Consider the following 12,582-nt stretch of genomic DNA (forward strand, 5'->3'; position numbering starts at 1 on the left):
CCGGAATGATCGCGGTCAAGCATCCGGCGCGGTGGAGAAGCGGTCAATGAGCGATGGTTCATCTTCCCCGTGAAGAGGTCTCATCTCCCAATCGAGGGAGACGAGACTCGTATGTTCCCAGGCCGCCTGTTCCTAGGCCGCTGCCTTATGCCGCGCCAGTTCCGCCTTGTAGAGCTCGAACTCCTCGGCGATGGCACGGGCGATCGACGGCCGCGCGCGCAGGCGCTCGTAGTACGCCTTCACGGCCGGCCATTTCGCGAGCTGGACCGGCGGCGTTGCCATGGTCCAGTTGATCACGGTGACGAGATACGCGTCGGCGACCGTGAAATGATCGAGCAGATAGTCGCGATCCCGCAGATGGTTCTCGAGATGATCGAGCCGCGACAGGTTCTTTTTCAGGACATGAGCCTTCATTTCCTCGGGCGCGGTCTTGTCGAGGATCGGAATGAACAGGCCCTTGTGCAGCTCGGTGCCGATGAAGCAGAGCCATTGATGCAGCCGGCTGCGGTCCATGCCGGGGCCGGTGCCGAGCTTGGCCTCGGGGAAGCGATCGGCGACATATTGCAGGATCGCGGCGTTCTCGGTCAGCAGGTCGCCGTCATCGGTGCGGAGCGTCGGGACGAGCCCGAGCGGGTTGACGGCGCGGAAATCGGAGCCGTCGTTGAGGACGATCTTGGTCTTGGGATCGACCTCGAGATAGTTCGCCTTCGCGCCGGCTTCGTAGAGCGCGATGCGGGTGGCGAGCGAGCAGGCGAGCGGCGAGAAATACAGGTCCATGGACGTCTCCCTCGGGCTCCGGACCGGAGCATTGGTTGATTTTTATACTGTCTCGCATAATATGAGCTCGGTCAAGGAATTTAGTGCGAAATGGTACAAAAAAAGAAAGGGCCGCCGCAAGGCGACCGTCCGATAGAAAAGGCGGGTGCCCCCGACCAGCCGAAGCGGCGCGGGAGGCCGCGGGCGTATGAGCCGGATGTCGCGCTCGGCAAGGCGCTCGACCTGTTCCGGTCGACCGGCTTCGCCGCGACCTCGCTCGACGATCTCAGCGCCGCCACCGGCATGAACCGGCCGAGCCTCTATGGCGCGTTCGGCGACAAGCGCGAGCTCTACATCAAGAGCTATCAGCGCTATCGCGACAATGCCCGCGCCCTCATGGGCGACGTCTTCAGTAACGATTGGCCGGTGCGACGGCAGCTCGAGCAGATCTTCGCCACGGCGCTCGACATCTATCTGTCGGGCGAGGAGGGACCGCGCGGCTGCTTCACGGTGATGACGGCGGGCTCGGAGGCTGTCGCCGACCCCGACATCCGCGCCATGGTGCAGAACGCGCTGACCGAGCTCGACAAGGCGTTTGCGCATTGCTTCCGCCGCGCCAAGGAAAAAGGCGAGCTGCCGGCCGACGCCGATCCCGTCGTGTTGGCGCGTCTGGCGTCGGCGACGATCCACTCGATCGCTGTCCGGGCGCGCGCGCGGGCGCCGCGTCAGGAGCTGGAGGCGATCGTCGCCGGCGCGATCGATGTGATGGTCGGCAACAAATAGCGGTTCAATATCCCCTGACGCGATCGACCAGATTGCGCAGCGCCCCGCCGGCCTCGAAGGTCGCGATCTGCTCGGCGACGTAGCGCGAGATCGCGTCGGCGTCGGTGTCGGCCGCATTGTGCGGCGTCAGCACCACCTTCGGGTGGCTCCAGAACGGGCTGTCGACCGGCAGCGGCTCCTGGCCGAACACGTCGAGCGAGACCGAACCAAGTGTGCCGTCGTCGAGGCAGGCGAGGATGTCGGCCTCGTTCTGCAGGCCGCCGCGCCCGGCATTGATCATGACGGGGGCGCCGAGCGGCGAGCTGCGCCGAAGCCTCGCGAACATCTTGCGATCCAGAATGCCGCGCGTGTCCGGCGTCAGCGGCAGCAGCGACACCAAAATGTCGGTCCGCGCCAGGAACGCATCCAGCTGCGCCGCACCGTGGAAGCACTCGATGCCGTCCGCCTGCTTTTCGCTGCGGCTCCAGCCGGCGACCTGGAAGCCGAGCCGCTTGAGCACCTCGGCCGCATCGATGCCGAGCGTGCCCAGTCCGAGAATGCCGACTCCGATCGCGGCCGCCGGCCATTGATACTTGGGCGCCCAGCGCTTCACGCGCTGCGACTCGCGCAGATACAGCTCCTGCCGATGATGCATCAGCACGTGCAGCACGACATATTCGGTCATCCGCGCCGTGAGATCATCGACCGCGACCCGGACCAGCGGCACGCTCGGCAGCGTCTTGTCGGCCATCAGCGCGTCGACGCCCGCGCCGAGATTGAAGATCACGCGCAGGTTCGGGAAGCCGGCGAGCTCGCCGGGGACCGGCTTCCACACCGCGGCGTAGTGCACCTCCGCCGGATCGAGGCTCGCATCCGGCAGCAGCACCACCGGGCGGTCGCCGCAGACGTCGTCGAAACGCGCCTTCCAGCGCTGCGGCGACCAGTTATCGGTGCCGCCATGGATCAGGAGCGCCAGCGCGCCTTTGGTCATCGGGGGGTCCTCGAGCTTATGTGACGTGTTCCACATACCAGATCGCGCGCGCAGGCCAATCTCCAGCCATCAACACGGAGACATCGTCATGCGCAAATTGCTTCTCGCCGCCGCTTTCGTCATCGCATCCGCCTCGGTCCAGGCTCAGACCATCGATGTCGGGTCGATCCTGTCGGCCAACGGCATTTCCATTGGCAAGGGCGGCGGTCAGCCGCAGGCCGCCAGTCAACAGGGCGCCGCGGACGGCATGGCGCAAGGTGCGGGCGGCCAAGGTGCCGCAGGGCAAGGTCAGGGGCAGGGCCAAGGCCAGTCGCAGCGCCAGACGGGCCGAGCCAGGCAGCCGCGCGAGAGCGCGCAGGAGACGCGGGCGCGCAACATCGCGGCCAAGTACGGCATCTCTTGGTAGGCGGCTTGTTCCTGCAGGCGGAACCCGCGAAAATACTTCGTGGGTCTGTCGGCCGGAGGCATACTCCGCCGTCTTGAAGACGAATGGAGATGACTTCCGATGCTGTATGCGCTGCTCTGCTATCATGACGAGGATGTCGTCTGCGCCTGGAGCAAGGACCAGGATGCCGCGGTCATGGCCAAGCTTGCGGTCATCCAGGAGAAGCTCGCCAAGCAGGGGCGGCTCGGGCCGGTGGCGCGGCTGCTGCCGACCACGGCCGCGACGACGCTCCGGAAGGAGGATCCGCCGCTCGTCATCGACGGCCCCTATGCCGAGACCAAGGAGCAACTGCTCGGCTTCTATCTCGTCGACTGTGCCAATCTCGACGAGGCGCTCGAGGTCGCGCGCGAGCTCGGTGAGGCCAATCCAGGCGGCTCCTACGAGATCCGTCCCGTCGGCACGTTCAGGCCGGGTGGAGCGCTGGCATGACCGATACGGCCTGGATCGATGCAGCCCTGACATCAGCACGTCCCCAGGCCGTCGGCGCGCTGCTGCGCTATTTCCGCGACCTCGACACGGCGGAGGAGGCATTCCAGAACGCCTGCCTGCGCGCGCTGAAGAGCTGGCCCCAGAATGGGCCGCCGCGCGATCCCGCGGCGTGGCTGATCATGGTCGGACGCAACGCGGCCATCGATGATGTCCGCCGTGTCCGCCGCGAGCAGCCGCTGCCGGAGGACGAGGCGATCTCGGATCTCGACGACGCCGAGAGCGCGCTGGCCGACCGGCTCGACGGCTCGCATTATCGCGACGACATCCTCCGCCTGCTGTTCATCTGCTGCCACAAGGATCTGCCCGCGACGCAGCAGATCGCGCTGGCGCTGCGCGTGGTGTCCGGACTGACGGTGAAGCAGATCGCCCGGGCCTTCCTGGTCAGCGAGGCCGCCATGGAGCAGCGCATCACCCGCGCCAAGGCGCGCGTCGCGCAGGCGAACGTGCCGTTCGAGACCCCTGGCGCGGTCGAGCGGTCGGAGCGCCTGACCGCGGTCGCCGCCATGGTCTACCTGATCTTCAACGAGGGCTATTCGGCCAGCGGCGAGACCGCCGCGCAGCGCCAGCCGCTGTCCGAGGAGGCGATCCGGCTGGCGCGGCTGCTGCTGCGGCTGTTTCCGAGCGAGCCCGAAATCATGGGGCTGACGGCGCTGCTGCTGTTGCAGCACGCCCGCTCCGCCGCCCGCTTCGACGCCGAGGGATTGCCGATTCTTCTGGAGGATCAGGATCGCTCGCTGTGGAACCAGCCGATGATCGCGGAAGGCACAGCCCTGATCGACAAGGCGATGCGCCATCGCCGCAGCGGTCCGTACCAGATCCAGGCGGCGATCGCGGCGCTGCATTCGCGCGCCGCGCGTCCGGAGGACACCGACTGGACGCAGATCGACCTGCTCTATGGCGCGCTGGAAGTGGTGCAGCCCTCGCCGGTGGTGACGCTCAACCGCGCCGTTGCGGTGTCCAAGGTCCGCGGCGCCGGGGCGGCGCTCGACCTGATCGCGCCGCTCGAAGGGCGGCTCGCCAACTATTTCTATTTCTTCGGCGTGCGCGGCGCGCTGCTGATGCAGCTCGGACGCGCCGACGAGGCACGGACCGCCTTCGACCGCGCCATCGCGCTGGCGCACAGCTCGGCGGAGGCCGCGCATATCCGCATGCAGCTCGATCGCCTGATGCGCGACAGCGCAACGGCTCAGGTCCAGGTCGGCCAGTGACATTCCGCTGAGATTCGATCCAAAATCTTGAACCGGGCTGTCGGCGGCACGCTCCTTCATTCGTCCTTGGAGCAGCATTACGGGGAGGAGCTGCAGATGACGACGATAACCTTGGAAGAACCGGTCTCGCGCGCCGAATTGTGGAGCGGCCGCATCCTGAGTGGGCTGGTCACCCTGTTCCTGCTGTTCGACGGCGCGATCAAGCTCGTCCCTCTGCCAGTCGTCACCCAGACGCTGGATCAGATGGGCTATGGCGCGAGTGACGGCACGGCCCGCGCGCTCGGTCTGATCACGATCGTCTGCACCGTGCTCTATGCGTTGCCGCCGACGTCGTTCGTCGGGGCGATCCTGCTGACAGGCTATCTCGGCGGCGCCATCGCTTCTCATGTCCGCATCGGCAGTCCGCTGTTCAGCCACGTCCTGTTCGGCCTCTATCTCGGGCTGATGCTGTGGGGCGGCTTGTGGCTGCGCGATCGCCGGCTGCGCGCGCTGCTGCCGCTGCCGCGCTGACGAATGATCTTTCAACCAAGGAGGATGACGATGATCTGTCCCTATCTGACGTTCAACGGCGATTGCGAGCAGGCGCTCAAGCACTACAGCGAGGTGCTCGGCGCCAAGATCGAGATGATGATGCGCAACGGCGAGGCGCCGCCGGAGATGCCGTGTGCGCCGGAGCACAAGGACAGGATCATGCATGTCCGCTTCTCGATCGGCGGCGGCGTCCTGATGGCCTCGGATTCGCCGCCCGAATATTATCAAGGCAAGCCGCACGGAATCTCGGTCTCGCTCCAGATCGCGGATCCGGCCGAGGCCGAGCGCAAGTTCAACGCGCTGCTCGAAGGCGGTGCCGTCACCATGCCGTTCGGCAAGACCTTCTGGTCGAAGGGCTTCGGCATGGGCGTCGATCGCTTCGGTATTCCGTGGATGATCAATTCCCCGGCGGAAGGCTACGCGGCGTGACGCCGCTAGCGGCACGAGGGGTACATCGCCTTGAGCTCGCGCCCGCGCAACAACAGAAGCCGCGACGTCAGGCCGCCGCGGCGCTCGATCCAGCCGCGCACCGGCGTGGGATAGGTCTGCAGCACCAGCTTGGAGGCTTCGGGTTCCGCATAAACGCGGCCGCGCCGGTCGACCGAGCGTGCGGCGTGGAAGCCGAGGAAGGCTCGCCGCGTCACGCAGATGCGGTCCTCGGGCACGACGCTGAGCACCAGCGTGCAGGCCGACAGGCAGGGACCGTCGATGATGACACGCTCCCCGGAGGCGCGCACCTTCTCGAACAGATCGAGGAACGGTCCCACCTCGCCGCCGGGCGAGGAGATGATGCGGACGTCGGCGCGCGCCAGCATCGTCGCGATCCCCCACAAGAGGACGGCGAGCAGCAAGGTCAGGATGACGCGCGTCCGGCTCGGCATCGTTTCATGTGTTCCTGCGTTGGCCGCGCAAGGTCGGCAATCCGATTCCCGCGGCATCGAAGCCGCCATCGACGGCCAGGATCTGTCCGGTGATATAGCTGGAGCGTTCGGAGCTGAGAAACAAGATCGCCTCGGCGAGCTCGTCCTCGAGGCCGTAACGGTTGAGTGGAATGGCGTCGTGATAGTCGGCGCGGATCTCCGGCGTGTGCACGTCCTTGGCCATCGCGGTCTCCACCGGGCCCGGCGCCACCGCGTTGACGCGGATGCCGGCGGAAGCGAGCTCGACCGCGAGCTGCTTGGTCAGATGCGCCAGCGCCGCCTTGCTGGTGCCGTAGGCGGAGCGCAGCGTCGAGGCGCGGACGGCTGAAATCGAGGTGATGTTGACGATGGTGCCGCCGTGCTCGCGCATCAGCGGCACCGCGGCGCGCGTGCACAGAAACGGCCCGGTCAGGTTGACGTCGAGGATGCGTTGCCAGTCGGCTTCGCTGGTTTCCATGATCGGGGCGAAACGCGCCACGCCGGCATTGTTGACCAGTGCATCGAGACGACCGAAACGGCCGGCAATGCGCGCCAACGCATCGGCGACCATCGCCGCGTCCGCGACGTCGCAATGCAGCGCGAGCGTTCGATCGGGGGATTTGAGTGCCGATGTGGCGTCGTCGAGCAGCGTCTTCTCGATGTCGAGAAGCGCCACGCGCCAGCCCTCGTGCAGAAATCTCTTTGCCGTCGCCAGCCCGATGCCGCGTGCCGCCCCGGTGATCAGGGCGACCTTGTCAGTCAGCGTCGTCGTCGATGTTTCCGTCACGGGGGTCGACTCCTCGGGCCGGCAGCCCGGCTCTTCTCGTCGTTGAGTCCTAACATGCGCTGCGCGGATCGGCTGTGAAGGCCGTCACATCTGTCAGTGTACGTTCAATCCAGCTCCGCGCGATGCGTATAGCCAGCGAGTTTCGTGGGCGTTGTCAAACAGCCAGGGGTGGTAACGACGACGTCAATTCGCGTTCTCGCGGTGTCGAAGCACCCGAGTCATGCTCGCCCTGGCCTCCCTCTCGGGTCGGAGGGCGCAGGGAAGACCGGGAGCTTGCCCGCCCCATGGCCCCCGCGGGAAAAATGCACGGGGCAGGAACCACAGATTCGGCTGAGACATCCCGGCCCTCCCTGCGCGATGCCCGGGGACCGGCTGTTTTGCCCCCGTTTCCGCCACAATACGCTCCCGCATCGGACACGGCATCAGCATCGGGATGCCAGGGACCACATGATTTCGCCGTACGCGCCGCGTTGTTCGTCTGCGTGTCCTCATATGAGCATGATCTTGTCGGAAAGCTGTGGCGCAATAGCCGTCAACGGCCTCCGGTTCCGAATCATGCTCCACGCTGCAACATCGACGCGTCCACCGCATCCTGCCCCCCACGTTCGTGACGACCGCGAAACATCCCTCTCGATCGGGAACAGGACGTGGCTAAAGGAGTATGAATTCTGGAAAGGCGAAAGAGGGACTTTCTTACGGGAAGCACTGGACAAGGGTGATCGACTTGAAAGTCTTCAGGAAAAGAGCCGCCTCTCCAGGCGCGTTCCCCCGTGGAATTGGACAGTCCCGCCGTCGGCTGATTTGCTCGTCGTCGGTGGCTCTCGGACGTGTCCGGGACGAATCTGAACCGGTGGCGTAGAGTTTAAGAGTCTCGGTAGAATCGACATGGGCGATCTATTCATCAGCCGGCGAATCACCCTCGTCAGAACCACGGAGCTGCACGCTTCGTCGCACGGGTCGAATGGTCTGTGGCGCGGGTGCGGCGCGCTGCTGTTGTCGTGCATTGTCCTCGGGCTCGCGGCGTCCGGCGCCGCCGGAGCGGATGGCAGCGTTGCTGCGAAACCGGCAGAGACCGAGCAGGCTGCGCACGATGTCGCGCCGCCGCAGCAGCCGCAGACGGCGGAGCCCGAGACGGTGGGGCGGCCGTCGGACGTGCAGATGCCGGCTCTGAAAGTGGTCGTTCCACCGACCGAGCCTGCGAAGCCGATCGCGGCCGAGCGCAAGGGCGACCCGCGGAGCGACGCCAAGACCACGAAGAATCTGTCGGTGCCTCAGCGCGCGCTGCCGGCCGACGTCGCGCAGATGATCGGCCGCAGGATCTGGCTCAACGAGGCCGGGGGACGGCGCGACGCGATCACGTCGTGGAATGCGGGTGAAGAATTCGCCTCGCTGGGAATCGGGCATTTCATCTGGTACCCGTCCACCGCGAAGCCGCCTTATGAAGAGGGTTTTCCGGGGCTGATCGCATTTCTGCGCAAGGGCAAGACGCCGTTGCCTGCATGGCTCGACAAGACGCCGATTCCGGCATGCCCGTGGACCAGCCGGGCCGACTTCAAGCGGAATTTCAACTCGCCGCAAATGCGGCAATTGCGGCAGTTCCTGCTCGACACGATTGCGGAGCAGACGCAGTTCCTGGTGGCGCGTGCGCAAGGCGCGATGGACAAGATCCTCGCCAACACGCCGGACAGCGCCGAACGCGAGCACATCGTCGCGCAATATTCGCGAGTCGTGCGCGCCTCCAACGATCTCTACCCGCTGATCGACTACATCAACTTCAAGGGCGAGGGCACCAATCCGTCCGAGACGGCCGTGGACAAGGAGACGGGCCAGCGCCAGGGCTGGGGTCTCAAGCAGGTGCTGCTCAAGATGAACGGCACCACCACCGAGTCCAAGGCCGTGCTCGCCGAATATTCCGACGCGGTGCAGGTCGTGCTGCAACAGCGGGTTCGCAATCTGCCCTCGAACCGCGTGTGGGAGGCGGGCTGGCTGCGTCGCGCCGAGACCTATCGCCGTCCGATCGCGCAGCTCGAGCAGGCCCCCGAACGCGCCCCGCGCAAATCATCGCGCTACAGGGCCGACAACACGCGGTTCTGATGCGGGAAGCGGCGCGCACGATCCGTGCGCGTCGCGAGGCGTGCGATCATCGGCCGCCTGCCTCGGCCTTCTTGGCAGCGACGACCTTCTGGTAAGCTGCCTGCAGCCGCTCGCCGACGCTCGGTCCAGCCCTCCTGCGCCGTTTCGCGCCGAGATGGGTTTCGCGCAGCTCGTCCATGAATTCGGCCCACATCTTCGGGCCGCCTTCCATCAATAGCTTGGCGCGGATGCCGAGCTCCTCCGAGACGGGCAGATACTTGTAACCCCAGCCCGCCATCTGCGCGAGGATCGGCAACAGCTCGATGCCCTGCTCGGTCAGGGAATAGATGCCCTTTTGCTTGTGGCTCGGATCGTCCTCACGGCTGATGATGCCGGCCGCGAGCAGCGTCTTCAGCCGGTCGGCGAGAATGTTCGAGGAGATGCCCTCCTCCGAGCCGCCGAGCAGCTCGCGATAGTGCCGGCGATTTCCGAACATCATGTCGCGGATGATCAAGAGGCTCCATTTATCCCCCACCACTTCGAGCGACAGGTTGATCGGGCAGCCGGAGCGCTGAGGGTCGGACATCGAAGTCTCGTGAGCAGGGATCGCGCATAAACCGCTTGCAATATTGCACCGGTCTGGGCATTCTCCAACTGCTTGCAAAATGAAAGCAGTCAGGGAGAGGCAGTCGATGGCGAGACTGGTGATGTGGAACATGATGACGCTGGACGGCATGGTTGCGGGCCCGAACGGCGACATCTCCTGGCACGAGGATGTGTGGGGCCCGGAGCTGGAGCAGATCTCCGAGACGCAGCTGCACGAGGCGGGCGGATTGCTGTTCGGCCGGGTGACCTACGATCTGATGGCCGGCTATTGGCCGACGGAGAAGGGCGTGATCGCCGACGTCATGAACAGCATCCCCAAATATGTCGCCTCCCGCACGCTGTCTCGCCTGGCATGGTCAAACGCGCATCTGCTGGGTCCGGAGCTCGCGGCCGAGGTCGACAAGCTCAAGCAGGAGAATGCCAAGGACCTGTTCCTGTTCGGCAGCGCCGACCTCGGCTCGACGCTTGTGGCACACGACCTGATCGATGAGCTTCGAATCGCGATCAATCCGCGCGTGCTTGGCGCCGGACGGCCGCTGTTCAAGCCGGGGCAGGCCTTGAAGCTCAGCCTGATCGACAGCCGGGCGCTGACCAACGGCGTTGTCATCGCGCGCTATGCCCCCGTTCGGGGCGTGTGAGCCCATATCTCGCGGCGCGCTCCGGGTTCCGGGGCAGCGCAGGTCTTTCCACTCACATCATCCGTGCGTCAAGGGCCTCACCTCAACCCTCTCCCCGTGAACAGCGGGCCGCGGGAGCGCACCGTCCTGCGGCCGCGCGTTCGGGACCAAACGACTTGTTCTCACTCAACTCAGCAGGAGCGTACGATGTCCCTGACCCTTTACTATCATCCGCTGTCGTCGTTCTGCTGGAAGGTGCTGATCGCGCTGTATGAGAACGACGTTTCGTTCACGCCGAAGCTGATCAATCTCGGTGACGCGGATGAGCGCGCGGCGTTCTTGAAGCTGTGGCCGATCGGTAAATTTCCCGTGCTGCGCGACGAGCAGCGCACGATTCCGGAATCGAGCATCATCATCGAGTATCTCGACCAGCACTATGCGGGCAGGACGCGCTTCATTCCCGATGATCCCGATCTCGCTTTGCGGACACGTCTGCGCGATCGCTTTCTCGACCTCTATGTGCACATGCCGACGCAGACCGTCGTGTTCGACCGGCTGCGGCCGGCCGATGCCCGCGATCCGCTCGGCGTCGCCGACGCCCGAAGCCGGCTCCGCACGTCCTACGCCATGCTCGAGGCCGAGCTGCCGCCGCGTGGCTGGGCGATGGGCGACCCTTTCACCCTGGCGGATTGCGCGGCCTTGCCGGCGCTGTTCTACGCCGACAGAGTGGAGCCGCTGGGTGATGGGCTGCCTGGGGTCACAGCCTATCTCGACCGGCTCAAGGCGCGGCCCTCCGTCGCGCGGGTGCTCGCCGAGGCCCAGCCTTATTTCCACATGTTCCCGCAAGAGCCGGGCTGAACCGGGAACCCGGCCAAAATAATTGCGGGAGCGTGTCGGCCGTGCCGGGGCCGGATCGTCCTACTGATGAGGGCAGGGCAGTCCTGCCGGACAGCATCAGGGGAGAGCAGCCATGCGGTTCATGGTGATCGTGAAGGCGACCAGGGACACGGAAGCCGGAATCCTGCCGACCACCGAGGAGTTCGCGGCGATGGGCCGGTTCAACGAGGGCTTGGTGAAGGCCGGCATGATGGAGGCCGGCGAGGGCCTGCATCCGACCGCGAAGGGGGCGCGCATCGACTTCTCGAACGGGACGCCGAGCGTCGCGCGCGGTCCGTTCGATCTCTCCCGCGATCTCGCGGCGGGCTTCTGGATGCTCAAGGCCGGCTCGCTCGAGGAGGTGATCGAGCACATGAAGCGGGCGCCGTTCCCGAGCGGCGAGATCGAGATCCGCCAGGTCTATGCCGCGGAGGATTTCGGCGAGACGTTCACGCCCGAATTGCGTGAGCGGGTCGAACGGCTGCGTGCGCAGGCCGCCAGGAACTGAACCGACCCTGATCAGGAGAGGAGGATAAACGCGATGCGATTCATGATGCTGATGATCCCGCTCGGCTATGAGAGTGCGCCGCCGGACGTGCAGCTCGATCCCGAGCGTGTCAAGGCGATGATGCGCTACAACGAGGCCCTGAAGGACGCCGGCGTGCTGATCACGCTGGAGGGCCTGCATCCGCTGTCGATGGGGGCGCGGGTCTCGTTCGCGGGCGGCAAGCCTGTGGTGACCGACGGCCCGTTCGCGGAGGCCAAGGAGGTGCTCGGCGGCTATTGGATGATCGAGGTCGCCTCGCGCGACGAGGCGATCGCCTGGGCCAGGCAGTGCCCGGCCTCGGACAACGAGATCATCGAGATTCGCCAGGTCCAGGAGATGGCCGACTTTTCCGAGGAGGTGCAGCAGGCGGCGGCGGGCTTCGCCGAGCTGCCGCATGCCGGCCGTGTCTGATCGATCCGTTTCACAGCAGGAGAGGGAAGTGCAATGAGTGACAACAGCAACACCTATCTCGCCGTCTTTCTCGGCAGCAAGACCAGTCCGGTCTGGAAAGACTGGGAGGCGCTGTCCGAGACGGAGCGCAATGCCAGGGGACAGCAGGGCATGGCGGCCTGGCATGCCTGGGTGGACCAACACAAGGACGCGATCGTCGCGATGGGCGGGCCGCTCGGCAAGACCAAGCGGGTCGACAAGGGCGGCGTCAACGACATCGCCAACGAGATGGGCGCGTTCACCGTGGTCCGCGCCGCGTCACATGAGGATGCCGCGAAGATGTTCGTCAACCATCCGCATTTTGCGATCTTCCCGGGCGAGCGGGTCGAGATCATGCCGGTGCTGCCGATTCCGGGCGGCTAGTTGAGCGGCCTGCAGGGCGGAGCACGTCGGCCGAGGTGAACGTCCCGCTTGCTGCGCGCGCCCGGCGTTTGTGCCGGGCGCGCTGATCCCGCGGCGACTTCGGTGCCACCCTGCCCCTTGCGGGGGCCCTCAAGGGGCGAGGGTGGCACCTGTTCGCGGGGGGCTTAACCGAACGGCGCGAT

17 protein-coding genes are annotated in these 12,582 nt (G+C 65.8%); 12 read left to right on the forward strand and 5 right to left on the reverse strand.

Features of this window, described 5'->3' with window-relative positions; all coding sequences use genetic code 11:
- Positions 1–132: 132 nt before the first annotated feature.
- Positions 133–777, reverse strand: a complete 645-nt coding sequence (locus QX048_RS21850; protein WP_315717604.1) for a glutathione binding-like protein — start codon at positions 775–777, stop codon at positions 133–135.
- 90 nt (positions 778–867) lie between these two features.
- Here QX048_RS21850 and QX048_RS21855 point away from each other — a divergent pair, with 90 nt between their 5' ends.
- A complete protein-coding gene (locus QX048_RS21855; RefSeq protein WP_315717603.1) occupies positions 868–1,539 on the forward strand; it encodes a TetR/AcrR family transcriptional regulator in 672 nt (223 codons plus the stop codon).
- A gap of 4 nt (positions 1,540–1,543) precedes the next feature.
- Here the strand turns inward: QX048_RS21855 and QX048_RS21860 are convergent, their stop codons facing one another.
- On the reverse strand, positions 1,544–2,509 hold the full coding sequence (locus QX048_RS21860; RefSeq protein WP_315717602.1) for a glyoxylate/hydroxypyruvate reductase A: 966 nt from the start codon (positions 2,507–2,509) through the stop codon (positions 1,544–1,546).
- A gap of 88 nt (positions 2,510–2,597) precedes the next feature.
- On the opposite strand from QX048_RS21860, the gene QX048_RS21865 reads away from it, so the two are divergent.
- From QX048_RS21865 to QX048_RS21885, 5 genes are all read left to right on the forward strand, one after another.
- A complete protein-coding gene (locus QX048_RS21865) occupies positions 2,598–2,915 on the forward strand; it encodes a hypothetical protein (protein ID WP_315717601.1) in 318 nt (105 codons plus the stop codon).
- Between the two features lie 99 nt (positions 2,916–3,014).
- Positions 3,015–3,383, forward strand: a complete 369-nt coding sequence (locus QX048_RS21870; protein ID WP_315717600.1) for a YciI family protein — start codon at positions 3,015–3,017, stop codon at positions 3,381–3,383.
- Positions 3,380–4,651: an RNA polymerase sigma factor gene (locus tag QX048_RS21875; RefSeq protein ID WP_315826689.1), complete on the forward strand. Its 1,272-nt coding sequence runs from the start codon at positions 3,380–3,382 to the stop codon at positions 4,649–4,651. The genes QX048_RS21870 and QX048_RS21875 overlap by 4 nt, the downstream gene beginning before the upstream one ends.
- Positions 4,652–4,747: 96 nt before the next feature.
- The gene (locus tag QX048_RS21880; protein WP_315717598.1) at positions 4,748–5,161 is read left to right on the forward strand and encodes a DoxX family protein; all 414 of its coding nucleotides are present in this window, start codon (positions 4,748–4,750) and stop codon (positions 5,159–5,161) included.
- Positions 5,162–5,191: 30 nt separating this feature from the next.
- Positions 5,192–5,611, forward strand: a complete 420-nt coding sequence (locus QX048_RS21885; RefSeq protein WP_315717597.1) for a VOC family protein — start codon at positions 5,192–5,194, stop codon at positions 5,609–5,611.
- Between the two features lie 5 nt (positions 5,612–5,616).
- Here QX048_RS21885 and QX048_RS21890 read toward each other — a convergent pair whose 3' ends face one another.
- Together QX048_RS21890 and QX048_RS21895 are read right to left on the reverse strand one after the other, a co-directional pair.
- The gene (locus QX048_RS21890; protein WP_315826690.1) at positions 5,617–6,063 is read right to left on the reverse strand and encodes a hypothetical protein; all 447 of its coding nucleotides are present in this window, start codon (positions 6,061–6,063) and stop codon (positions 5,617–5,619) included.
- A 4-nt stretch (positions 6,064–6,067) separates the two neighbouring features.
- Positions 6,068–6,868 carry an SDR family oxidoreductase gene (locus tag QX048_RS21895; protein WP_315717595.1) on the reverse strand — a complete coding sequence of 267 codons (801 nt, stop codon included), beginning with the start codon at positions 6,866–6,868 and terminating at the stop codon, positions 6,068–6,070.
- An 885-nt stretch (positions 6,869–7,753) separates the two neighbouring features.
- On the opposite strand from QX048_RS21895, the gene QX048_RS21900 reads away from it, so the two are divergent.
- Positions 7,754–8,962: a hypothetical protein gene (locus QX048_RS21900; protein WP_315753950.1), complete on the forward strand. Its 1,209-nt coding sequence runs from the start codon at positions 7,754–7,756 to the stop codon at positions 8,960–8,962.
- A 46-nt stretch (positions 8,963–9,008) separates the two neighbouring features.
- On the opposite strand, the gene QX048_RS21905 is transcribed toward QX048_RS21900, so the two are convergent.
- Positions 9,009–9,527 (reverse strand): helix-turn-helix domain-containing protein, encoded by a 519-nt coding sequence (locus QX048_RS21905; RefSeq protein ID WP_315753948.1) that lies wholly within the window; start codon positions 9,525–9,527, stop codon positions 9,009–9,011.
- A gap of 106 nt (positions 9,528–9,633) precedes the next feature.
- Between QX048_RS21905 and QX048_RS21910 the strand changes: the two genes are divergently transcribed.
- The 5 genes from QX048_RS21910 (at position 9,634) to QX048_RS21930 (ending at position 12,400) form a co-directional block, all read left to right on the forward strand.
- The gene (locus QX048_RS21910) at positions 9,634–10,185 is read left to right on the forward strand and encodes a dihydrofolate reductase family protein (RefSeq protein ID WP_315826691.1); all 552 of its coding nucleotides are present in this window, start codon (positions 9,634–9,636) and stop codon (positions 10,183–10,185) included.
- Between the two features lie 186 nt (positions 10,186–10,371).
- Positions 10,372–11,022, forward strand: a complete 651-nt coding sequence (locus tag QX048_RS21915) for a glutathione S-transferase family protein (RefSeq protein WP_315826692.1) — start codon at positions 10,372–10,374, stop codon at positions 11,020–11,022.
- Positions 11,023–11,134: 112 nt separating this feature from the next.
- A complete protein-coding gene (locus QX048_RS21920) occupies positions 11,135–11,548 on the forward strand; it encodes a YciI family protein (protein ID WP_315826693.1) in 414 nt (137 codons plus the stop codon).
- 33 nt (positions 11,549–11,581) lie between these two features.
- On the forward strand, positions 11,582–11,998 hold the full coding sequence (locus QX048_RS21925; RefSeq protein ID WP_315717588.1) for a YciI family protein: 417 nt from the start codon (positions 11,582–11,584) through the stop codon (positions 11,996–11,998).
- 33 nt (positions 11,999–12,031) lie between these two features.
- Positions 12,032–12,400, forward strand: coding sequence for a hypothetical protein (locus QX048_RS21930; RefSeq protein ID WP_315826694.1), 369 nt, complete (start codon positions 12,032–12,034; stop codon positions 12,398–12,400).
- Positions 12,401–12,582 lie beyond the last annotated feature (182 nt).

Source organism: Bradyrhizobium sp. SZCCHNS30572 (assembly GCF_032484415.1).
GTDB lineage: Bacteria > Pseudomonadota > Alphaproteobacteria > Rhizobiales > Xanthobacteraceae > Bradyrhizobium.

What these genes read in the sequence shown, in the direction of transcription:
- QX048_RS21850 (WP_315717604.1), bottom strand. Translation starts at nt 777, where the DNA reads ATGGACCTGTATTTCTCGCCGCTCGCCTGCTCGCTCGCCACCCGCATC.
- QX048_RS21855 (WP_315717603.1), top strand. Translation starts at nt 868, where the DNA reads ATGGTACAAAAAAAGAAAGGGCCGCCGCAAGGCGACCGTCCGATAGAA.
- QX048_RS21860 (WP_315717602.1), bottom strand. Translation starts at nt 2,509, where the DNA reads ATGACCAAAGGCGCGCTGGCGCTCCTGATCCATGGCGGCACCGATAAC.
- QX048_RS21865 (WP_315717601.1), top strand. Translation starts at nt 2,598, where the DNA reads ATGCGCAAATTGCTTCTCGCCGCCGCTTTCGTCATCGCATCCGCCTCG.
- QX048_RS21870 (WP_315717600.1), top strand. Translation starts at nt 3,015, where the DNA reads ATGCTGTATGCGCTGCTCTGCTATCATGACGAGGATGTCGTCTGCGCC.
- QX048_RS21875 (WP_315826689.1), top strand. Translation starts at nt 3,380, where the DNA reads ATGACCGATACGGCCTGGATCGATGCAGCCCTGACATCAGCACGTCCC.
- QX048_RS21880 (WP_315717598.1), top strand. Translation starts at nt 4,748, where the DNA reads ATGACGACGATAACCTTGGAAGAACCGGTCTCGCGCGCCGAATTGTGG.
- QX048_RS21885 (WP_315717597.1), top strand. Translation starts at nt 5,192, where the DNA reads ATGATCTGTCCCTATCTGACGTTCAACGGCGATTGCGAGCAGGCGCTC.
- QX048_RS21890 (WP_315826690.1), bottom strand. Translation starts at nt 6,063, where the DNA reads ATGCCGAGCCGGACGCGCGTCATCCTGACCTTGCTGCTCGCCGTCCTC.
- QX048_RS21900 (WP_315753950.1), top strand. Translation starts at nt 7,754, where the DNA reads ATGGGCGATCTATTCATCAGCCGGCGAATCACCCTCGTCAGAACCACG.
- QX048_RS21905 (WP_315753948.1), bottom strand. Translation starts at nt 9,527, where the DNA reads ATGTCCGACCCTCAGCGCTCCGGCTGCCCGATCAACCTGTCGCTCGAA.
- QX048_RS21910 (WP_315826691.1), top strand. Translation starts at nt 9,634, where the DNA reads ATGGCGAGACTGGTGATGTGGAACATGATGACGCTGGACGGCATGGTT.
- QX048_RS21915 (WP_315826692.1), top strand. Translation starts at nt 10,372, where the DNA reads ATGTCCCTGACCCTTTACTATCATCCGCTGTCGTCGTTCTGCTGGAAG.
- QX048_RS21920 (WP_315826693.1), top strand. Translation starts at nt 11,135, where the DNA reads ATGCGGTTCATGGTGATCGTGAAGGCGACCAGGGACACGGAAGCCGGA.
- QX048_RS21925 (WP_315717588.1), top strand. Translation starts at nt 11,582, where the DNA reads ATGCGATTCATGATGCTGATGATCCCGCTCGGCTATGAGAGTGCGCCG.
- QX048_RS21930 (WP_315826694.1), top strand. Translation starts at nt 12,032, where the DNA reads ATGAGTGACAACAGCAACACCTATCTCGCCGTCTTTCTCGGCAGCAAG.